Annotated in this window: 19 protein-coding genes and 1 tRNA gene; 14 read left to right on the top strand and 6 right to left on the bottom strand. The window is 59.0% G+C overall.

Annotated features, from left to right (window positions below; translation table 11 throughout):
* Positions 1-18 precede the first annotated feature (18 nt).
* The 4 genes from D3879_RS02965 to D3879_RS02980 all read left to right on the top strand — a co-directional run bounded on the left by D3879_RS02965 (position 19) and on the right by D3879_RS02980 (position 4,728).
* A complete protein-coding gene (locus D3879_RS02965; RefSeq protein ID WP_119952608.1) occupies positions 19-1,290 on the top strand; it encodes a YeaH/YhbH family protein in 1,272 nt (423 codons plus the stop codon).
* An 11-nt stretch (positions 1,291-1,301) separates the two neighbouring features.
* Positions 1,302-2,867 (top strand): SpoVR family protein, encoded by a 1,566-nt coding sequence (locus D3879_RS02970; protein WP_119952609.1) that lies wholly within the window; start codon positions 1,302-1,304, stop codon positions 2,865-2,867.
* Positions 2,868-2,929: 62 nt separating this feature from the next.
* Positions 2,930-3,439 carry a DUF4136 domain-containing protein gene (locus D3879_RS02975; protein WP_119952610.1) on the top strand — a complete coding sequence of 170 codons (510 nt, stop codon included), beginning with the start codon at positions 2,930-2,932 and terminating at the stop codon, positions 3,437-3,439.
* Positions 3,440-3,495: 56 nt separating this feature from the next.
* Entirely contained in the window at positions 3,496-4,728 is a 1,233-nt protein-coding gene (locus D3879_RS02980) for a multifunctional CCA addition/repair protein (protein ID WP_119952611.1), read from the top strand.
* Here D3879_RS02980 and folK read toward each other — a convergent pair.
* Both folK and folB read right to left on the bottom strand, forming a co-directional pair.
* The gene (folK, locus tag D3879_RS02985) at positions 4,701-5,243 is read right to left on the bottom strand and encodes a 2-amino-4-hydroxy-6-hydroxymethyldihydropteridine diphosphokinase (protein ID WP_119952612.1); all 543 of its coding nucleotides are present in this window, start codon (positions 5,241-5,243) and stop codon (positions 4,701-4,703) included. The genes D3879_RS02980 and folK overlap by 28 nt on opposite strands.
* Positions 5,234-5,590 (bottom strand): dihydroneopterin aldolase, encoded by a 357-nt coding sequence (gene folB / locus D3879_RS02990; protein WP_119952613.1) that lies wholly within the window; start codon positions 5,588-5,590, stop codon positions 5,234-5,236. The genes folK and folB overlap by 10 nt, the downstream gene beginning before the upstream one ends.
* A 75-nt stretch (positions 5,591-5,665) precedes the next feature.
* Between folB and plsY the strand changes: the two genes are divergently transcribed.
* On the top strand, positions 5,666-6,235 hold the full coding sequence (gene plsY / locus D3879_RS02995) for a glycerol-3-phosphate 1-O-acyltransferase PlsY (RefSeq protein ID WP_119952614.1): 570 nt from the start codon (positions 5,666-5,668) through the stop codon (positions 6,233-6,235).
* Between the two features lie 52 nt (positions 6,236-6,287).
* On the opposite strand, the gene tsaD is transcribed toward plsY, so the two are convergent.
* Positions 6,288-7,313 (bottom strand): tRNA (adenosine(37)-N6)-threonylcarbamoyltransferase complex transferase subunit TsaD, encoded by a 1,026-nt coding sequence (tsaD, locus tag D3879_RS03000; RefSeq protein ID WP_119952615.1) that lies wholly within the window; start codon positions 7,311-7,313, stop codon positions 6,288-6,290.
* A gap of 199 nt (positions 7,314-7,512) precedes the next feature.
* On the opposite strand from tsaD, the gene rpsU reads away from it, so the two are divergent.
* From rpsU to D3879_RS03045, 9 genes are all read left to right on the top strand, one after another.
* Positions 7,513-7,728, top strand: coding sequence for a 30S ribosomal protein S21 (gene rpsU, locus D3879_RS03005; protein ID WP_002551877.1), 216 nt, complete (start codon positions 7,513-7,515; stop codon positions 7,726-7,728).
* A 57-nt stretch (positions 7,729-7,785) separates the two neighbouring features.
* A complete protein-coding gene (locus D3879_RS03010) occupies positions 7,786-8,241 on the top strand; it encodes a GatB/YqeY domain-containing protein (protein ID WP_119952616.1) in 456 nt (151 codons plus the stop codon).
* A 45-nt stretch (positions 8,242-8,286) separates the two neighbouring features.
* Entirely contained in the window at positions 8,287-10,236 is a 1,950-nt protein-coding gene (gene dnaG / locus D3879_RS03015) for a DNA primase (protein ID WP_119952617.1), read from the top strand.
* Between the two features lie 68 nt (positions 10,237-10,304).
* Positions 10,305-12,152: an RNA polymerase sigma factor RpoD gene (rpoD, locus tag D3879_RS03020; RefSeq protein ID WP_119952618.1), complete on the top strand. Its 1,848-nt coding sequence runs from the start codon at positions 10,305-10,307 to the stop codon at positions 12,150-12,152.
* 108 nt (positions 12,153-12,260) lie between these two features.
* Positions 12,261-15,596, top strand: a complete 3,336-nt coding sequence (locus tag D3879_RS03025; protein WP_119952619.1) for an EAL domain-containing protein — start codon at positions 12,261-12,263, stop codon at positions 15,594-15,596.
* Positions 15,597-15,611: 15 nt separating this feature from the next.
* A tRNA-Ile gene (locus D3879_RS03030) sits at positions 15,612-15,688 on the top strand.
* A 128-nt stretch (positions 15,689-15,816) separates the two neighbouring features.
* Positions 15,817-16,881 carry a site-specific integrase gene (locus D3879_RS03035; RefSeq protein WP_238474195.1) on the top strand — a complete coding sequence of 355 codons (1,065 nt, stop codon included), beginning with the start codon at positions 15,817-15,819 and terminating at the stop codon, positions 16,879-16,881.
* 57 nt (positions 16,882-16,938) lie between these two features.
* Positions 16,939-17,283, top strand: a complete 345-nt coding sequence (locus tag D3879_RS03040; protein WP_119952620.1) for a toxin — start codon at positions 16,939-16,941, stop codon at positions 17,281-17,283.
* Complete coding sequence (locus tag D3879_RS03045) at positions 17,280-17,594, top strand: helix-turn-helix domain-containing protein (protein ID WP_119952621.1); 315 nt, start codon at positions 17,280-17,282, stop codon at positions 17,592-17,594. The genes D3879_RS03040 and D3879_RS03045 overlap by 4 nt, the downstream gene beginning before the upstream one ends.
* 499 nt (positions 17,595-18,093) lie before the next feature.
* Here D3879_RS03045 and D3879_RS03060 read toward each other — a convergent pair whose 3' ends face one another.
* From D3879_RS03060 to D3879_RS03070, 3 genes are all read right to left on the bottom strand, one after another.
* Complete coding sequence (locus D3879_RS03060) at positions 18,094-18,348, bottom strand: plasmid mobilization protein (protein ID WP_147411088.1); 255 nt, start codon at positions 18,346-18,348, stop codon at positions 18,094-18,096.
* Between the two features lie 645 nt (positions 18,349-18,993).
* A complete protein-coding gene (locus tag D3879_RS03065; RefSeq protein ID WP_147411090.1) occupies positions 18,994-19,527 on the bottom strand; it encodes a hypothetical protein in 534 nt (177 codons plus the stop codon).
* Positions 19,528-19,725: 198 nt separating this feature from the next.
* Complete coding sequence (locus D3879_RS03070; RefSeq protein ID WP_238474196.1) at positions 19,726-19,980, bottom strand: DNA-binding protein; 255 nt, start codon at positions 19,978-19,980, stop codon at positions 19,726-19,728.
* Positions 19,981-19,985 lie beyond the last annotated feature (5 nt).

Consider the following 19,985-nt stretch of genomic DNA (forward strand, 5'->3'; position numbering starts at 1 on the left):
AGGCTCGAAGGAGCGCCCATGAGCTATGTGATCGACCGCCGTCTGAACGGCAAGAACAAGAGTACGGTGAACCGCCAGCGCTTCCTGCGGCGCTACCGTGATCACATCAAGAAGGCGGTGGAAGAAGCCGTCAGCCGCCGCTCCATCACCGACATGGAGCATGGCGAACAGATCAGCATTCCCGGTCGCGATATCGACGAGCCGTTGTTTCATCACGGCCGTGGCGGCAAGCAGACCATCGTCCATCCAGGTAACAAGGAGTTCACCGCTGGCGAACGCATCCCGCGCCCAGCAGGCGGTGGCGGCGGCAAAGGCCCCGGCAAGGCCAGCAACACTGGCGAGGGCATGGACGAGTTCGTCTTCCAGATCACGCAGGAGGAATTTCTCGACTTCATGTTCGAGGATCTGGAGCTACCCAACCTGGTAAAACGTCACCTGGCTGGCAGCGACACCTTCAAAACGGTGCGCGCGGGGATCAGCAATCAAGGCAATCCCTCGCGGATCAATATCGTCCGCACCTTGAGGTCAGCCCATGCACGACGTATCGCGCTGTCCGGCAGCAGCCGCATTAAACTGCATCTTACAGAGCTCGAACTGGAACGGCTTAAACGCGAAGAACCCGACAACTTCGACGACATTCAACGCATTGAAGCCGAAGTAATTCGTCTGCGCGCACGCATCAAAAAAGTGCCCTTCCTCGACACCTTCGACCTCAAGTACAACCTGCTGGTCAAGCAACCGAATCCCAGCTCCAAGGCGGTAATGTTCTGCCTGATGGACGTCTCCGGCTCCATGACCCAATCCACCAAGGACATCGCCAAACGCTTCTTCATCCTCTTGTACCTGTTCCTCAAGCGGAACTACGAGAAGATCGAGGTGGTGTTTATCCGCCACCACACCAGCGCCCGCGAAGTCGATGAGGAGGAGTTCTTCTACTCCCGGGAAACCGGCGGCACCATCGTGTCCAGCGCCCTCAAGCTGATGCAGGAAGTCATGGCCGAGCGTTATCCGATCAACGAATGGAACATCTACGCCGCCCAGGCCTCGGACGGTGACAACTGGAATGATGACTCGCCTATTTGCCGTGACATCCTGCTCAAGCAGATCATGCCGTTCGTGCAGTACTTCACCTACGTCGAGATCACCCCGCGCGAACACCAGGCGCTGTGGTTCGAGTACGAGCAGGTCAGAGAGTCCTTCGACGACACCTTCGCCCAGCAGCAGCTGGTGTCCGCCGGAGACATCTATCCGGTGTTCCGCGAACTCTTCCAGCGCCGGCTCGTAACATGAGGTCTTTTGACATGACCGCTCGAGAGAAAAAAACCCAACCAATTTCCACCGGTTCGGAATGGACCTTCGAGCTGATTCGCGCCTACGACCGCGAAATCAGTCGGATCGCCGAAGGCTATGCGCTGGACACTTACCCGAATCAGATCGAAGTGATCACCGCCGAGCAGATGATGGATGCCTACGCCTCCGTCGGCATGCCGCTCGGTTATCACCACTGGTCCTATGGCAAACACTTTCTCAGCACCGAGAAGTCTTACAGCCGCGGACAGATGGGCCTGGCCTATGAGATCGTGATCAACTCCGACCCCTGCATCGCCTACCTGATGGAAGAGAACACCATGTGCATGCAGGCCTTGGTGGTGGCGCATGCCTGCTACGGGCACAACAGCTTCTTCAAGGGCAACTACCTTTTCCGCACCTGGACCGACGCCAGCTCGATCATCGACTACCTGGTGTTTGCCAAGCAGTACATCATGCAGTGCGAGGAACGCTACGGCATCGACGCCGTGGAAGACCTACTGGACTCCTGCCATGCCCTGATGAACTACGGCGTAGATCGCTACAAACGGCCCTACCCAATCTCCGCCGAAGAGGAACGGCGGCGGCAGAAAGAGCGCGAAGAGCACCTGCAAAAACAGATCAACGACCTCTGGCGGACCATCCCCAAAGGCGCCGGCAAGGGCAGTGATAAAGACAACAAGCGCTTCCCCGCAGAGCCGCAGGAAAACATCCTGTATTTCCTCGAGAAGCACGCGCCGTTGCTGGAGCCCTGGCAGCGCGAAGTAGTGCGCATCGTGCGCAAGATCGCCCAGTACTTCTATCCACAACGCCAGACCCAGGTGATGAACGAAGGCTGGGCGACCTTCTGGCACTACACCCTGATGAACGATCTGTATGACGAAGGCTTGGTCACCGACGGCTTTATCATGGAGTTCCTCCAGTCGCACACCAGCGTGATCTACCAACCGCCTTTCGACAGCCCCCATTACAACGGTATCAACCCCTACACCCTGGGCTTTGCGATGTATCGCGACATCCGCCGTATCTGCGAAGAGCCGACCGAAGAGGACAAACGCTGGTTCCCGGATATCGCCGGCAGCGACTGGCTGGCGACCCTGAAATTCGCCATGAATAGCTTCAAGGATGAGAGTTTTATCCTGCAGTACCTCTCCCCCAAGGTGATCCGCGACTTGAAGCTGTTCAGCATCATGGATGACGACCAGAAGGATGAGCTGCTGGTCTCCGCGATCCACGACGAACCGGGTTATCGCATCATCCGCGAAACCCTCGCCGCCCAGTACAACCTCGGCAACCGCGAACCCAACATACAGATCTGGAGCATCGATCGGCGCGGTGACCGCTCACTGACCCTGCGGCATCAGCAGCACGATCGCAAGCCGCTGGGCGATTCCACCGAGGAGGTACTGAAACACCTGCACCGCCTGTGGGGCTTCGACATCCATTTGGAAACCGTGCAGGGCGATAAAATCGTCCATACCCAGCATGTCCCCCCCAGATCCGAGCAAGAGAGCACAGGCGACTACCCACGGCTCGACTTGATCATCCCGCCCATTTGATCGGTTGACCGCTCGCCAGCGGCCGCCGAGCATGCGGTTATCGTCCGCGGAGCTTGCCGCCCATGCGTGTGTTTGCCGTTTTACTGCTCTGCCTGGCACTGGCCACCTGCGCCAGCCACATCCCCCAGATCCGCGTGGTGCAAGCCGCTGCGCCCGCCTTGGCAAGTCTCCATAGCTTTCAGTTGCTGCCCCCTGAGCAAGCGCTCAGCAGCGACCTGCCTTTGCGTGAGCATTACGCCCAGCTCGAATCGCTGCTGCACCAAGGCCTCGCCGAACGCGGTTATCACGAAAGCCAGCAGCCCGAGTTACGCGTGTATTACTGGCTGGCCCTGCGCGACACCCCATTGGAGTTTCGCGTCGACGCATCGCCACCCAACCCGCTCGGAGCCTACCAGGCCATCCACCGCCTGCACGATGAAACTGGCACCCTGCGCGTACGGCTAACCGACCTGAACGACCAGATACTCTGGGAAGGCCTGGCCAGCACCGGACTGAGCCCCGCCTGGGATAGCGCCGAACAGCTACAAAGTGCCGTAGTCGCATTACTGCAGCAAATCCCCGCCGCCCGCTGAGCCTCCGTTTTCAGGGCGCAGCGGTTATGCTGTCGCGCTAACGGAGGGGATTTTCCATGCAGATTTACAAGGTCGGCGGCGCTGTGCGCGACCGCTTGCTCGGCCGCCCAATCACCGACACCGATTGGCTGGTGGTCGGTGCCAGCGCCGAAGAGATGCAGGTCCAGGGCTTTCGCCCAGTTGGCGAAGACTTTCCGGTATTTCTCCACCCACAGAGCGGCGAGGAATATGCCCTCGCCCGTACCGAGCGCAAAAGCGGGCGCGGCTACGGCGGTTTTACCTTCTACGCCAACCCCGAGGTCACGTTGGAAGAAGACCTGATCCGCCGCGACCTGACGATCAACGCCATGGCCGAGGACGACCACGGCGAGCTGCACGACCCCTACGGTGGCCGGCGCGACCTTGCCGCCCGCCTACTGCGCCACGTGTCCCCGGCCTTTGCCGAAGACCCGCTGCGGGTGCTACGCGTCGCCCGCTTCGCCGCCCGTTATGCGCCATTGGGTTTTCGCGTCGCACCGGAAACCCTGGCATTGATGCGCCAGCTCAGCGAGTCCGGCGAGCTGTTGGCGTTGACCCCCGAGCGGAGCTGGAAAGAGATTTCCCGCGCCCTGCTGGAGCCAAGCCCGGAGGTGTTCATCGAAGTGTTGCGCGACTGTGGCGCGCTCAAGGTGTTGCTACCGGAAGTCGACACCCTGTTCGGCGTGCCGCAACCGGCCGCCCATCACCCGGAAATCGATACCGGCGCCCATGTGCTCAGCGTGCTACACCAATGTGCCGAGCATGCACAGCCTCTGACGGTGCGCTGGGCCTGCCTGCTGCACGACCTGGGCAAAGGCCTGACGCCGAAAAGCCAGTGGCCACGGCATATCGCCCACGAACGCAACGGCCTGCGCCTCATTCGCGCGGTCAATGAGCGCTGTAAAGCACCGCGCGATTGCCAGGAGCTGGCCCTGCTGGTCGGCGAGCACCACACCCACGGCCATCGTGCCCTGGAGCTGAAGCCATCGACCCTGCTGGAATTGCTGCAGAGCTTCGACATCTACCGCCGGGCGCAACGCTTCGAGGAGTTTATCGCCGCCTGCGAAATGGATGCCCGCGGCCGCTTGGGCCTGGAACAACGCGATTACCCACAGGCCGCCTACTTGCGCGGCGCCGCCGAAGCGGCGCGCGCAGTGACAGTTCAACCGTTACTGGCGCAAGGCTTCCAAGGCGCAGAGCTGGGGGAGGCGTTAAAGCGTGAGCGCCTGACGGCACTCAAAGCCTACAAGGCCGGTGCCGGGAAGGCCTGACGTAGCGACGACGGGGTCAGCTCGCTGTCGCGCCAGATAAAGGACACCGGCCACAGCGTTTGCTCAATCTGCGCCGCCTGCCAAAGCGCGGCGAAGGACTGATTCACACCCGGATGCAGCCTCTTCGGCACCAATAGCGCCAGCGGCCAGAGAACGAACGCGTTTTTGAGGATTTCCGCGCGCGGCAGCACCAGTCCGTCGAAATTGCCGACCTGCTCGCCATACAGCAGCACATCGATATCCAGCGGCAGGCCCTTGCGCTCGGGCGCGTAGCGGCCATTATCCGCCTCGATGAACTTCAACCGCCGATCCAGCTCGAGCAACGGCAGATCGGTTTGCGCGGCCACCACCAGGTTGAAGAAGGGACCGCTTTTGATCCCCACCGCCTGACTCTCGAATACTGGCGAGCAGTGCAACTCTTGCAAAAAGCCCGACAGCGCCTCGAGACCGGCAGTCAAATGCACCTCGCGCTCGATATTGCTACCGAGGCCAAGCAAGATCGGGGTTAGAGACATCCGCGCTCGATCTCCACACCGACCGCGCCACTGGCCGCCGGCACGGCGCCGGGCTTGGTCAGCTTCAAACGCAACCAGGGAATCTGGAATTCGCTCATCAGCGTCTCGGCCAGACGTTCGGCGAAGGTTTCCACCAGGATAAACTGCGCCTCGGCGGCAAACACCTGAATCCGCGCAGACACTGCGGCATAGTCGAGCGCCTTGGTGAGGTCATCGCCAGCCGCTGCCGGACGGTTATCCCAGCCAAAACTCAGATCCAGACGTAGGCACTGGCGAATCTCACGCTCCCAGTCATACGCACCAATCACAGTGTCGACTTCCAGACCCTCGATAAACACTCTGTCCAAGCACTCTGCTCCACCGCACGACAAGGGCGCAGGGCCCCGTTAGAATCGGGGCTTACCCGCCCCGGAATGGATACCATGTTTTGGTTGCTGGCGATCCTCGCCTACCTGCTCGGTTCGCTGTCCTTCGCCATTCTGCTCAGCCGTCTGGCTGGCGGCCCCGACCCCCGCGTCAGTGGCTCGGGCAATCCCGGAGCGACCAATATGCTGCGGGTCGCAGGCAAAAAACTGGCGCTCCTGACCTTGCTCGGCGATCTGCTAAAGGGCCTTCTGCCCGTCTTGGTCGCGCACCTACTGGGCTTTCATGTCCAACAACAAGCCTGGCTTGGCCTGGCCGCCGTGATCGGTCATCTCTATCCGCTGTACTTTCACTTCCGCGGCGGCAAAGGTGTTGCCACTGCCGCCGGTATGCTGCTCGGCCTCTATCCACCGGCCGCCTTGCTGGCTGTTGGCGCCTGGGCGCTGACCTTCCGGCTAACGCGCACCAGTTCGCTGGCCGCCTTGATCGCTACACCGCTAACCCTGCCGTTACTGGCCTGGCAGCAACCAGGGGCACTCTTACCGATGAGCGTGTTGACCGGCCTGATCGTCTGGCGGCACCGCGGCAATCTACGCGACCTGCTCGCCGGGCGCGAACGCCACTTCTGAATCGGCCACCTGAAGCCGGCTCAGATTCAGGCCAATCCATACTCGATGCACGTCAGAGCGGCGGCAGTTGCTCCATCGGCCAGCGCGCCTGCACCGCGATGCTTGGCCCTTCATGCTGACCGGCCTGCAAGCGCTGACAACCGGCATAGGCGATCATCGCGCCGTTGTCGGTGCAAAACGCCGGGCGCGCATAAAAGACATTGCCTTTGAGCTCCGCGAGCATTCTTTCCAGTGACTGGCGCAGCGCCTGATTGGCGCTAACACCACCAGCGATCACGAGACGCTTGAGGTCAGTTTGTTTAAGAGCACGCCGACACTTGATGGTCAGAGTCTCCACCACCGCATGCTGGAAGGCCAGGGCGATGTCGCAACGGGTCTGTTCGCCGTCGTCCCCAGCGCTGCGGCACTGCTGCCAGGTGTTCAAGGCAAAGGTTTTCAAGCCACTAAAGCTGAAATCCAACCCAGGCCGGTCAGTCATCGGCCGCGGGAAAACGAAGCGCCCTGGCGTGCCACTCTCCGCCAGACGGGCAATTTCCGGCCCACCGGGATAGCCCAGACCGATCAGCTTGGCGGTCTTATCGAAAGCCTCACCCGCGGCGTCGTCCAGCGACTCGCCGAGCAACTGATAACGGCCGATACCATCCACCCGCACCAACTGGGTATGTCCGCCGGAAACCAAGAGCGCGACAAACGGAAACTCCGGCGGCTGCTCTTCCAGCATCGGCGCCAACAAATGCCCCTCCATGTGGTGCACGCCCAGCGCCGGGATGCCCCAGGCAAACGCTAGCGCCTGCGCACAGGAAGCGCCGACCAGCAGTGCACCGACCAGGCCAGGGCCGGCGGTATAAGCGATAGCATTGATGTCTGTTGGCGCACTGCCAGACTCAGCCAGCACCTGACGGATCAGCGGCAACATGCGCTTGACGTGGTCACGCGAAGCCAGCTCCGGCACCACCCCGCCATAGACGCTATGCAGATCGATCTGGCTGAACAAAGCGTCCGCCAACAGACCGCGCTCGCTGTCATACAACGCGACGCCGGTTTCATCACAAGAGGTTTCTAATCCCAGTACGAGCATGGGTTTGTCCCTTCAGCCTGGGCAAATTCGAAGGCGCGCATAATAATCGCCACCCCAGGCCCCGGCCAGCGGTTTTCGATCAGAGGCTTTGCATTCCTGGCGATGAGGCGTTAACATCCGCAACCCTTAAAAACCGACGTCCTCCAGCGCGATTTGCCACGAGTACGTCTACCCCGGTAATGAATGAAGGTAGCTCTGGATGCCAGCCGTCAAAGTTAAAGAGAACGAACCCTTCGACGTAGCTCTGCGTCGCTTCAAACGCTCCTGTGAAAAAGCCGGTGTTCTGGCCGAAGTTCGCAGCCGTGAGTTCTACGAGAAGCCCACTTCCGAGCGCAAGCGCAAGGCTGCAGCCGCAGTTAAGCGTCACGCCAAGAAAGTGCAGCGCGAACAGCGCCGCGCCGTACGCCTGTATTAATCTACAGACGCACGCAGTCAGTTTTTGCCACGCCCGGCCCAAAGCCGGGCCGACGGCATGACCGAACCTAGCATCAAGACCTGCATCACCGAGGCAATCAAGGTCGCCATGCGCGCCCGAGACAAACCTCGACTGATGACGTTACGCCTCGCCATGTCCGATATTAAACGTATCGAAATTGACGAGCATATCGTGGTCGATGACGCCCGCACCCTGCTGATCCTCGACAAGATGATCAAACAGCGTCGCGACTCCTTGCGTCAGTTCAGTGACGCCGGTCGCAAAGACCTCGCCGATGTCGAAGCCGCAGAAATTGTCGTGCTTCAAGCTTTTATGCCGAAACCACTAGACGAGACAGAGATCAGCTCGCTGATCCAGCAAGCTATCGTCGACAGTGGCGCCCAAGGCATGCCAGACATGGGCAAAGTGATGGCAATATTGCGCCCCCTGGTGCAAGGCCGCGCCGACATGGCACTGGTTAGCCAGCAGCTGAAAGCCCGTCTGTCCTCCTGATACCGCCGCAGTTATGCTGGCGACTCGCCTGATTACGAGAACGCCATGGCCGGGCTGATACCCCAGACTTTTATTGATGACCTGCTGAACCGCACCGACATCGTCGACGTGGTCAGTTCGCGCGTTCAATTGAAGAAAACCGGCAAGAATTTCAGCGCCTGCTGCCCGTTCCACAAAGAGAAAACCCCCTCGTTCAGCGTCAGCCCAGACAAGCAGTTCTACTATTGCTTTGGCTGCGGCGCCGGCGGTAACGCACTGGGCTTTATCATGGATCACGACAACCTGGACTTCCCCCAGGCCGTCGAGGAACTGGCAAAAGCCGCCGGCATGGAAGTCCCGCGCGAGGAGAGTGGCCGCAGCCAGAAACCGCGGCAACCAACCGACTCGCCGCTCTACCCTCTTCTAACCGCTGCCGCCGACTACTACCGGCAAGCGCTGAAAAGCCATCCGACCCGCAAAGCCGCGGTGGATTACTTGAAGGGTCGCGGCCTGTCAGGCGAGATTGCCCGCGACTTTGGCCTTGGCTTCGCCCCGCCCGGCTGGGATCACCTGCTCAAACATTTGGGCAGCGACAGTCTGCAGCAGAAAGCCATGATCGACGCTGGCCTGCTGATCGAAAACGCCGAGAGCGGTAAACGCTACGACCGCTTCCGTGATCGAGTGATCTTCCCGATCCGCGACAGCCGTGGCCGCGTGATCGCATTCGGCGGCCGCGTCCTGGGTGACGACAAACCGAAATACCTGAACTCGCCGGAAACCCCGGTCTTTCATAAGGGCCAGGAACTCTATGGCCTGTTCGAAGCGCGCAAGAATAACCGCGACCTCGACGAGGTCATGGTGGTCGAGGGCTATATGGACGTGATCGCCCTCGCCCAACAAGGCTTACGCAACGCCGTCGCGACTCTCGGCACTGCCACCAGCGAGGAACACCTCAAGCGCCTGTTTCGCATCGTCCCGAGCGTCTTATTCTGCTTCGACGGCGATCAGGCCGGCCGTAGCGCAGCTTGGCGCGCACTGGAATCGACCCTGCCAAGCTTGCAAGACGGCCGCCGCGCACGCTTTTTGTTCCTTCCGGAAGGCGAAGACCCAGACACCCTGGTGCGCAGCGAAGGCACCGATGCATTTCGCGCGCGCATCAACCAGCAGGCGCAGCCGCTGGCCGACTATTTTTTCCAGCAACTCACCCAGGAAGCCGACCCGCGCTCACTGGAAGGCAAGGCTCATCTCGCCACCTTAGCCGTACCGCTGATCGACAAAATACCCGGCGCCAACCTGCGCACCCTGATGCGCCAGCGCCTCAGCGAAATTACTGGCCTCAACAGTCAAGCTCTCGGCCAAGCGATACAGAACGCACCCGCCGAGGAGCCACCAAGCTACGATCCGAGCGCGTACTACGACGTAGCTCCTGACTACGCCCACGAGGAATACAACCCTCAGCCCGAACAAAATTGGCAGAAGAAGTCCGGACAGAAAGGCAGCGGACAGAAGAAATGGGAGAAATCCTGGGACAAAAAAGGCAAACGCCCGGACTTCGAGCCCAGAGCGCCACGTGTCGCCGCACCGGTAGAGTCACCCACGCTGACCGCCTTGCGCACGCTACTGCACCACCCAGAACTAGCACATAAGGTCGAAGATGCCAGCCATTTCGCCGCAGAAAACGACACCTATGCGCAACTACTGGTCGCCTTGCTCGGGGCCCTGCAGAAGAATCCCAAGCTACGCTCATTGCAGCTGATCGCCCGCTGGCACGGCACCGAACAAGGCCGCCTGCTTAGGGCCCTGGCAGAAAAGGAATGGCTGATTCAGGCCGACAACCTTGAACAACAGTTTTTTGACACTATAACTAGTCTTGCAGCCCGCCAACGCGAGCGCAGCCTGGAACATTTGCTCCGCAAAGCACGTCAAAGTGAGTTAAGCGCAGAGGAAAAAGACCAACTGCGCGACTTGCTCAGCCGCACTATTACTCCCATCACCCCGACCTCAACTGGCGCGTGAGGTCCCTGCTCAGGTATAATCCTCGGCTTGTTTTTTTGCCCGCCAAGACCTTCAGTGGATAGGGTGTTATGTCCGGAAAAGCGCAACAGCAGTCTCGCCTCAAAGAGTTGATCAGCCGTGGTCGTGAGCAGGGTTACCTGACTTACGCCGAGGTCAACGACCACCTGCCGGAGGATATTTCCGATCCGGAACAGGTGGAAGACATCATCCGCATGATTAACGACATGGGGATCAACGTATTCGAGAGCGCCCCGGATGCGGATGCCCTGCTATTGGCCGAAGCCGATACCGACGAAGCCGCCGCTGAAGAAGCTGCTGCTGCGCTGGCCGCGGTTGAAACCGATATCGGGCGCACTACCGACCCGGTGCGCATGTACATGCGCGAAATGGGCACGGTGGAGCTGCTCACTCGTGAAGGCGAAATCGAAATCGCCAAGCGCATCGAGGAAGGCATCCGCGAAGTGATGGGCGCTATCGCTCATTTCCCGGGGACTGTCGACAGCATTCTCGCCGAATACACCCGAGTCACTACTGAGGGCGGGCGCCTCGCCGAAGTCCTCAGCGGCTATATCGACCCGGATGATGGCATTGCCGCACCGGCCGAAGCCCCCGTTCCGGTCATCAAAGACGGCGCAGCTGCCGAGGCCGAAACCGAAGATGAAGAAGCCGAAGGCGACAGCGAAGACGAAGAAGAAGGCGATGGCGGCCCAGATCCAGAAGTCGCACGCCTACGCTTCGGCGCGGTAGCCGAGCAGCTGGAAAAAGCCAAGAAAGTGCTGAAAAAGCACGGTCGCGACAGCAAGCAAGGCATTGCCGAGCTGAAGGCCTTGGCCGAGCTGTTTATGCCGATCAAGCTGGTACCGAAGCAGTTCGACGCCCTGGTTGTGCGGGTGCGTGACTCCCTGGAGCGTCTGCGCGCCCAGGAACGCGCCATCATGCAACTTTGCGTACGTGATGCCCGCATGCCGCGCGCCGACTTCCTGCGCCAGTTCCCCAGCCATGAAATCGACGAAAGCTGGACCGATCAACTGGCCAAAGGCAAGAGCAAATATGCCGAGGCCATCGGTCGCCTGCAGTCCGACATTCAGCGTTGCCAGCAGAAACTTGCGGCACTTGAGGCCGAGACCGGCCTGAAGCTGGCCGAGATCAAGGACATCAACCGTCGCATGTCGATCGGTGAGGCCAAGGCCCGCCGCGCGAAGAAAGAGATGGTTGAAGCGAACTTGCGTCTGGTGATCTCCATCGCCAAGAAGTACACCAACCGTGGCCTACAGTTCCTCGACCTGATTCAGGAAGGCAACATCGGCCTGATGAAAGCGGTGGACAAGTTCGAATACCGCCGCGGTTACAAGTTCTCGACCTACGCCACTTGGTGGATTCGTCAGGCAATCACCCGCTCGATCGCCGACCAGGCGCGGACCATCCGCATCCCGGTACACATGATCGAGACGATCAACAAGCTCAACCGCATCTCTCGCCAGATGCTGCAGGAGATGGGCCGCGAGCCGACTCCGGAAGAGCTTGGTGAGCGCATGGAAATGCCGGAAGACAAGATCCGCAAGGTATTGAAGATCGCCAAAGAGCCGATCTCCATGGAAACCCCGATCGGTGATGATGAAGACTCCCATCTGGGCGATTTCATCGAAGACTCCACCATGCAGTCGCCGATCGATGTAGCCACGGTCGAAAGCCTCAAGGAAGCGACCCGCGAAGTGCTGGCCGGCCTCACTGCCCGTGAAGCCAAGGTACTGCGCATGCGCTTCGGTATCGATATGAATACCGACCACACGCTGGAAGAGGTGGGTAAACAGTTCGACGTGACCCGCGAGCGGATTCGTCAAATCGAAGCCAAGGCGCTGCGCAAGCTGCGCCATCCGACGAGAAGCGAGCATCTACGCTCCTTCCTCGACGAGTAACAACAAAACCCCCGGCCCTGCCGGGGGTTTTGCTTTGCGCACTCCCATTACCCGCAGTCCGCAACCCGTCTACACTCGCCACTACACCCGAGTGGTAATGAGGCTGCTATGCCGCGACTGCTGGCCATTCTCCTGCTGTGTCTGGCGCACTGGGCAGCCCCGGCTGTTGCTTTGACGCTTAACCAAGAAGAACGCAACTGGCTTGCGGCGCTCCCTGAGTTGCGCTTGGGCACCGACACGTCCTGGCCACTGTTCGAGTTTCGCGGCACCCAGGGTCTCTACCAAGGCCTGACGGCCGACTACATTGCCCTGATCGAGCAGTGCCTTGGCATGCATGTGCGGCCAATCGAATCGACCAACTGGAATAAAACTCTCGCGCAAGCCAAGACTGCCGAGCTCGACCGGCTCGCGCTACCCAGTGTTAACCCAACGCTCCAGGCCTTGGCCAGCGGCCAGACGGACGCCCTGGCCGCCGGCGAACTGGATCGGCGCAGCCTCTGGCCAGAGTTCCTGCGCTATGGCCTGCCGGGACTGTTGGCCGGACTAGCCATATTCGCCGCGGCTGCTCGCATCAATCGCCGCCTGAGCGCCGAAATGGCTGGGCGCGCCACGCTGGAACGGCAACTGCGCAACAGCGAGCAGCACTATCGCGGTCTAGTCGAAAGCCTCTCGGCTATCGCCTGGGAAGCGCATGTGAGCGACTACACCTACGCCTATGTCTCGCCCCACGCCGAGAAACTGCTCGGTTACCCGCTTGCCGACTGGTTAGCACCAGGTTTCTGGCAACGCATACTGCACCCGGACGACCGCCAACAAGCATTCGACTACTGCAGAAGCGAGAGCGCGGCTGTTCGCGACCACAGCCTCGATTATCGGATGTACGCCGCCGATGGTCGCATCGTCTGGATCCACGACATCGTCACTCTCATCCAACACGGCGATACCGCCGTGTTACGCGGCCTGATGATCGACGTTACCGAAACCAAACAAACCGAGCAGGCACTACGCCTTTCAGAACAGAAGTTCGCCTCGGTGTTCCAGCAATGCCCTGACATGCTGGTCATCGCCCGCCGCTCCGATGGCTGCCTGCTGGAAGTGAACAACTCCTTCGAACAGCAGACCGGTATCCTCGTCGCCAACGCACTTGGCAAAACCGCAACCGAGCTCGACATCTGGGGCATACCTGGCATCGGCCCAAGCGTGTTGCAACGCCTGCAAAACGGCAGCCTACGCAACCTCGAGATGCCCTTTCGCAAGCATGACGGGCAACTGTTTACCGGCCTGATCTCGGCCCAACCCTTCCAACTCGATGACACACCGGCACTAGTAGTCGTGGTGCGCGACATCAGCCAACTGAAGGAGACTCAGCAGCAACTGCAGATCTCCGAAGAGAAGTTCTCCAAGGTCTTCCACTCCTCGCCAGACGGCTTACTGCTTACACGCATGAGCGATGGCCTGCTGCTTGAAGTCAACGAAGGCTTCACCCGCCTCAGCGGTTATAACAGCAGCGAAATCGCCGATCGCTCGACACTCGACCTGGGCCTCTGGGACAACCAGGAAGATCGCCAACGGATCATGCAACTGCTCAGCATCCATGGCGCCGTGCGCGACTTCACTGCGCCGATGCGCACCCGCACTGGCGAGTTGCGGCTCTGCGAACTGTCGACCCAGATCATGCACATCAACGGCGAAACCTGCCTGTTGACCATCGCCCGCGACGTGACCGAGCGCCTGCAAATACAAGAAAAACTACAGCAGGCCGCAACCGTATTCGAGAGCACGGCAGAAGGGGTAATGATCACCGACACCCAGCAACGCATTACTGCCGTAAACCGAGCCTTTAGCGAAATCACTGGCTATAGCGAACAGGATGCTCTCGGCCAGTCGCCGCGCATGCTCGCGTCCGGTCAGCACGACAGCGCTTTCTACACCGCCATGTGGCACCAACTGGGCGCCGAGGGACACTGGCAAGGTGAAATCTGGAACCGCCGCAAGAACGGCGAACTCTACCCAGGGTGGTTGACCATCAGCGCCGTGCGCAACAGCGAGGCACTGACTACACACTTCGTCGGCGTTTTCGCCGACATCTCCAGCCTCAAGCATGCCCAGGCCAGCCTTGACTATCAGGCTCACCATGATCCGCTCACCGGCCTGCCTAATCGCCTGCTCTTCGAAAGCCGCCTGCGCGCCGCGTTAACCGACGCCCAGACCGATGACCGCCAGGGCGCGGTACTGTTCCTAGACCTCGACCGCTTCAAACATATCAACGACAGCCTCGGCCACCCGGTCGGCGACCTGCTGTTGAAAGCCTCCGCCCTGCGCCTCAAGGAGCATTTACGCGATATCGACACCGTCGCCCGACTGGGCGGTGACGAATTCATCATCCTGCTGCCAGGCCTGCAGCAACCCAGTGACGCCGAACATGTCGCCAATAAGCTATTGGCGGGCTTCAGCGCCCCCTTCCAGGCTGACGAGCACGAGCTATTTATCAGCGCCAGTATCGGCGTCAGCCTATTCCCGCAAGATGGCAACGACGTCGCCACCCTCGTGAAGAATGCCGATGCTGCCATGTACCGCTCCAAAGCCAAGGGCCGCAACCGCGCCGAACTCTACACCCGTGACCTGACCTCCCAGGCCACCGAGCGCATGGCTCTGGAGCACGAGCTACGCCGCGCCTTGGAACGTCAGGAGCTAAGCCTCTACTATCAACCGAAGCTCTCCCTGGGCACGCAACGCTTGGTTGGTGCCGAAGCGCTGATCCGCTGGCATCACCCGTTTTTTGGCGAGATCCTCCCTGAGCGCTTTATTCCGCTGGCGGAAGAAAACGGCCTGATCCTGCCACTGGGTGACTGGGTATTGCAGGAAGCCTGTCGGCAAATGGGTGAATGGCAGACACAGCACGCCCCCTTCGGCTCACTGTCGGTCAACCTCGCAGGCGCACAACTGCGCCAGCCACAACTGGTCGAGCGCATCGACCGGCTACTGAAGGGTTACGGTCTGGAACCCGCCCTTTTACAACTGGAAATCACCGAGAACTTCATCATGAGCCAGACCGAAGAGGCCCTGACCATCCTCCACGAGCTGAAACGGCTCGGCGTACAACTGGCCATCGACGACTTCGGCACTGGCTACTCTTCCTTGAGCTACCTCAAACGTCTACCGCTGGACACGCTGAAGATCGACCAATCCTTCGTCCGCGGCCTCCCTGACGACCCGCACGATGCCGCCATCGCCCGCGCCATCATCGCCCTCGGGCGCAGCATGCAACTGACGGTGATCGCCGAAGGTGTGGAAACCAAAGCCCAAGAACAGTTTCTTGCCAGCGAGGGCTGCGAACAGATCCAAGGTTTCATCGTCAGCCGCCCCTTGCCAGCCGAAGTCTTTGCCAGCAATTTCCTCGACCCATGCCATTCGATTGGCGCTCCACAGAAGGCGCCGGTATAATCCGCCGGCTTTCCGGGGCCTATAGCTCAGTTGGTTAGAGCAGGGGACTCATAATCCCTTGGTCGCAGGTTCGAGTCCTGCTGGGCCCACCACCTTCAAAGCCGCGCACTGCGCGGCTTTTTTATTGGCCAAGCAAAAACAGCTCGACCAATCCCATGTTCCAAAGGTACAAATTCGGTACAGCGCTGATTCGCCAGCACGCCTTCGGAGCACCTCAAAGATGGCCAGCATCATCAAAACGCCCTCCGGCACCTGGAAAGCCCTGGTGCGTAAAACCGGCTGGCCGACCAATGCAAAAACCTTCCGCATCAAACGCGATGCCGAAGACTGGGCACGCCGCACCGAAGACGAAATGGTCAGGGGTGTCTACATCCAGCGCAGCGGCTCCGAACGCATGACGTTGGAAATGGCGCTCAAGCGCTACCTCAGCGAGGTCAGCCCTACCAAGAAGCCCACCACCCAGAAAGCCGAAGCCACAAAAGCTCAGCAGCTGATCCGGCATCTGGGTAAATACTCAATGGCCGCCCTCTCTGCTGAAATCATCGCCGGCTACCGCGACACCCGACTTGCCTCGATCACCAATCGCGGAAATCCCACCAGCAACAACACGGTGCGCTTAGAGCTGGCCCTGCTAAGCCACCTCTATACCGTAGCGATTCAGGAATGGGGTCTTGGACTGACCTTCAACCCCGTTCTCAACATTCGCAAGCCGAGCCCCGGGGAAGGCCGCGACCGTCGCCTGTCAGGCGAGGAAGAACGCCGCCTGCTGGCAGCCGTTAATGCACATAGCAACCCCATGCTGGGCTGGATGTTCCGAATTGCCCTGGAGACCGGGATGCGGTCATCCGAGATCGCATCCCTACGACGACATCAGGTCGACCTGAAAAAGCGCGTGGCGCGACTCTCAGACACCAAAAACGATGGCGCCCGCACTGTGCCGCTGAGTAAACGGGCCACCGAGGCCTTCCAGGCAGCCATGAGTAACCCGGTCCGCCCTATCGACTGCGACCTGGTGTTTTTCGGCGAGCCGGGCAAAGACGGAAAGCGCAGACCCTACGCATTCACTAAGGCCTGGGGTCAGCTTAAGACAAAGCTAGGGATGTCCGACCTGCGTTTCCATGACCTGCGCCATGAAGCAGTAAGCCGCCTGGTGGAAGGGGGCCTTTCCGACCAGGAGGTGTCCGCTATCAGCGGCCACAAGTCCATGCAAATGCTCAAGCGCTATACGCACCTGCGCGCTGAAGACCTGGTTAGCAAGCTGGATAAGCTGACGAACGAACGGTAGATCGCCTTGACGGTGCGTTAAACGCACCACAAACTATACGCAGATAACGTACAGAATATGAAAGCACTGTTTGTTGAACTACCACCGTTTCAGCGGCACCGAATGGACTATCTGGATGAGGAGGCCTTTCGCGCTTTTCAGACCGTCCTCATGGAGAACCCCGAAGCCGGCGATGTGATCCAGGGAACCGGCGGCCTGCGCAAGATTCGCTTCGCCGATGAGAAGCGCCAGAAGGGCAAGCGCGGCGGCATTCGAGTCATTTACTACTGGTGGCTGGGTGGCGCGCAGTTCTGGTTATTTACCGTCTACGGCAAGGACGTCCAGGACGACCTGAGCGAGCAACAAAAGAAGGCGCTCAAAAAGCTGCTAGATACTGAGATAGATGCGAGGAACAAACCATGAAACGTGACATTTTTGCCGAACTGGTCGAAGGCTTTGAAGCCCTGGCCGACGAACGCCAGGGGAAAGTCACGCTGCGCTCGCATAAGGCACAACTGAAAAAGCTGCCCGAGGTTACTGCAGAAGAACTGGTCGGAATTCGTCAGCACTTGAACATGTCCCGGCCTGTGTTCGCCATGTACCTACGCACCAACACCCGCACCCTGGAGAACTGGGAGCAAGGCCGCGCCAAACCCAACGCTCAGGCCACAACCCTGATTCGCCTGGTGCAGAAGTATCCGGAGACGGTGGAGCACCTAGCAGCGCTAGCCTAAATATCGGCGAGACGCCCCTTCCCCGTCTCCTCAGCGCGCTGCTCTCGCGTCACCCTTCTGCGCTGAAGCTCCGCCTTCATCCACTTGCTCGCCTCACGCATCTCATCTCTCAAAGCTACAAGTTCAGCATCAGTCAATCTTCGAACTGTCACTACTCGCCCCTCACCCAAACGCAGCTTTGATTTAGCTACCACTCCATGCATGCATTTTAGCGGCTAAAAAGCCTACTCAGACATGAGAGGGGCATTCCACTCAAGTGCGTCGTCGTAGGTCCATTTAGCCGAGTCGTAAACCGCAGTATCTCCTGCAAAATTTACAACCCGCTGAAGCTGCCCGCCTCGGTACCCAGCCCTCATAAATAGCTGGCAGACCTCAGCGAAACACTCATTGAAATGATGACGCCCAAGCATCCCTACAGCGATTCCTCGACCATTCAATTCATCAACGGTCTCGCTGGAGTCCCACGCCGGCATTGTGTTTACTTCTTCACGCCAGATCGTCACGCTGGACATTTTCGCCTCTCAACATTCGTAAGCAGAAGGAACGATTTGTCGTTATCGGGCTCCACCGACAAGCCGGCGTAGTGCTCACACAACATGCCACCCCCTCGCACCTCGTAGCCAATTTCCAGATTGCGCAGAAACGCGGCAACAGAAAGCCCCGCCTTTTTCGCGTTGTCCTCTATCGCCTTTTTTTCGTACGCCAGCACCGGAACTCTCAGGTGCGGCCCGTTCTTGCGCGTTTCATTTCCCATCGCTCACCCGCTGTATGGCTTTGATTTGACGGCGGTAGCCGTCTGCCTCGCAGAGCAAGATCCCCGTTGAGTGCGTAGCGCGAATAAGGGAGAGTGAAGATAGATAACCGGCTTGCCGGTTAGCTAACTTCACACATCTTGCCACAAACTTAGAGTTGTATATCCCTTTCCATAAAACCCCTCATAGGCTTGCTTATACCTTGTAGCTGCCTTTCTTCAAAAAAAGAAAGGCAGCTACAAGACAGAGGAAAGCCATAGACAAGGAGCAGGCCAAAAAGAAAGCCTCTTACAAGAAAATAGAAAGGGGTTACGGTGCGCACAGGAAAGCCAACTCAAAAAATTCGACCAACCGGAGTCAAACGAAAAACTTAACGGGCACTTTCCTGGCGTAACAACCAAACAAGCAGCACACGAAAGAAGTTCAGCTAAACTAATTATCAACACCCTAAGATCTTAGGATTTACATCTTTACGATGGATACACCCAACACTTAAAATTGCAGTTAACTTACACAACACTACTCAAACCTGCAGACACAATCAGGCACCAGACAATATATTGTTCGGCAAAGGCTCTACTCCAGGACAGAGCAAAGGAAAAAGGAGAGTGAGAGTATTAGAGGTGGTGCTATCGAGAGCTGGCGTGTCAGGCTGTTGCAGCCGCTTTCTCAGGGCACTCAAGGCGACGGTAGAGCTTTGTCAGCTCATCATCAGCAAGGTCAGGATGCGCAGCCTTCAAAGCCATAAGCTTTTCCAACACGGCAACGCCATCAGACTGCCTAGCAACTTCGTTTCGAGGCCTCACGCTCACTGAGCGTACAGGCCCCCTAATAGCTTTCACCGCAGCGTTAGGCCGCGAGGAGACATGCGCCTTCCTGCGTGAGATCGCCTTAGCACGTAATTTAGTAAAGAGTTGACCCAGCCCAAGATCGACGAAGAAACGCTCTGTGATGCAGATCAGAGTGCGTGTAGTCCAACGCCCATCCACATACTCGCGCTTAAATTTACGGTGGGTGTAGCCTGCCGAGTCCATAGTCCCCAGCAACCTCGAAAGACGCGACTCAGTGACACCTCCATCCTCTGCCAATTCTCTCTGCCTATTGAGGCGGAAGGCACCTGCATTATCGATCCACCCCAATGCCATTTCTGCAAGATCGAGCCTAGCCAGCATTGGTTCCATGACAGCAACCATTACGTCCCAGGGCTCCTGTCTGGTTCTGCGACCACTGCTGTTAACACGATCAAACGCCGATAGAAATCTCCCGGTGCGCGCTTGCGCCTCGGCTACGACTCGCCTTAAGGCCTCGCCAAAGATGGATTGATTTTGTTTAGGCGAGAGAGTACGCATAACAAGTGCCGTAAATTTTAGCCGCTAAATTTAAGAGGCTTCATTCACGACGCCACCCAGAAACTCGTCAGAGATCAGCCGAGCAATCGCCGGTGTACTGAAGTAAATGCGCCGGCCGATTTTCACTTTGGTTGAGTTCAGTTTCTTCGCATAGGCCTGCTCGCCGCGCAATGCAATACGCAACCCATCAGGACTTCTATGCAATATCTCCGCAAGCTCCTGAAGGCTCAGTAGCGGCCCATATTTACCCGAAATTGATTCGCTCACAGACATGCTTGAAGACATACAGA

The organism is Pseudomonas cavernicola (assembly GCF_003596405.1).
GTDB classification, from domain to species: domain Bacteria; phylum Pseudomonadota; class Gammaproteobacteria; order Pseudomonadales; family Pseudomonadaceae; genus Aquipseudomonas; species Aquipseudomonas cavernicola.

What these genes read in the sequence shown, in the direction of transcription:
- D3879_RS02965 (WP_119952608.1), top strand. Translation starts at nt 19, where the DNA reads ATGAGCTATGTGATCGACCGCCGTCTGAACGGCAAGAACAAGAGTACG.
- D3879_RS02970 (WP_119952609.1), top strand. Translation starts at nt 1,302, where the DNA reads ATGACCGCTCGAGAGAAAAAAACCCAACCAATTTCCACCGGTTCGGAA.
- D3879_RS02975 (WP_119952610.1), top strand. Translation starts at nt 2,930, where the DNA reads ATGCGTGTGTTTGCCGTTTTACTGCTCTGCCTGGCACTGGCCACCTGC.
- D3879_RS02980 (WP_119952611.1), top strand. Translation starts at nt 3,496, where the DNA reads ATGCAGATTTACAAGGTCGGCGGCGCTGTGCGCGACCGCTTGCTCGGC.
- folK (WP_119952612.1), bottom strand. Translation starts at nt 5,243, where the DNA reads ATGTCTCTAACCCCGATCTTGCTTGGCCTCGGTAGCAATATCGAGCGC.
- plsY (WP_119952614.1), top strand. Translation starts at nt 5,666, where the DNA reads ATGTTTTGGTTGCTGGCGATCCTCGCCTACCTGCTCGGTTCGCTGTCC.
- tsaD (WP_119952615.1), bottom strand. Translation starts at nt 7,313, where the DNA reads ATGCTCGTACTGGGATTAGAAACCTCTTGTGATGAAACCGGCGTCGCG.
- rpsU (WP_002551877.1), top strand. Translation starts at nt 7,513, where the DNA reads ATGCCAGCCGTCAAAGTTAAAGAGAACGAACCCTTCGACGTAGCTCTG.
- D3879_RS03010 (WP_119952616.1), top strand. Translation starts at nt 7,786, where the DNA reads ATGACCGAACCTAGCATCAAGACCTGCATCACCGAGGCAATCAAGGTC.
- dnaG (WP_119952617.1), top strand. Translation starts at nt 8,287, where the DNA reads ATGGCCGGGCTGATACCCCAGACTTTTATTGATGACCTGCTGAACCGC.
- rpoD (WP_119952618.1), top strand. Translation starts at nt 10,305, where the DNA reads ATGTCCGGAAAAGCGCAACAGCAGTCTCGCCTCAAAGAGTTGATCAGC.
- D3879_RS03025 (WP_119952619.1), top strand. Translation starts at nt 12,261, where the DNA reads ATGCCGCGACTGCTGGCCATTCTCCTGCTGTGTCTGGCGCACTGGGCA.
- D3879_RS03035 (WP_238474195.1), top strand. Translation starts at nt 15,817, where the DNA reads ATGGCCAGCATCATCAAAACGCCCTCCGGCACCTGGAAAGCCCTGGTG.
- D3879_RS03040 (WP_119952620.1), top strand. Translation starts at nt 16,939, where the DNA reads ATGAAAGCACTGTTTGTTGAACTACCACCGTTTCAGCGGCACCGAATG.
- D3879_RS03045 (WP_119952621.1), top strand. Translation starts at nt 17,280, where the DNA reads ATGAAACGTGACATTTTTGCCGAACTGGTCGAAGGCTTTGAAGCCCTG.
- D3879_RS03060 (WP_147411088.1), bottom strand. Translation starts at nt 18,348, where the DNA reads ATGGGAAATGAAACGCGCAAGAACGGGCCGCACCTGAGAGTTCCGGTG.
- D3879_RS03065 (WP_147411090.1), bottom strand. Translation starts at nt 19,527, where the DNA reads ATGGAACCAATGCTGGCTAGGCTCGATCTTGCAGAAATGGCATTGGGG.
- D3879_RS03070 (WP_238474196.1), bottom strand. Translation starts at nt 19,980, where the DNA reads ATGTCTTCAAGCATGTCTGTGAGCGAATCAATTTCGGGTAAATATGGG.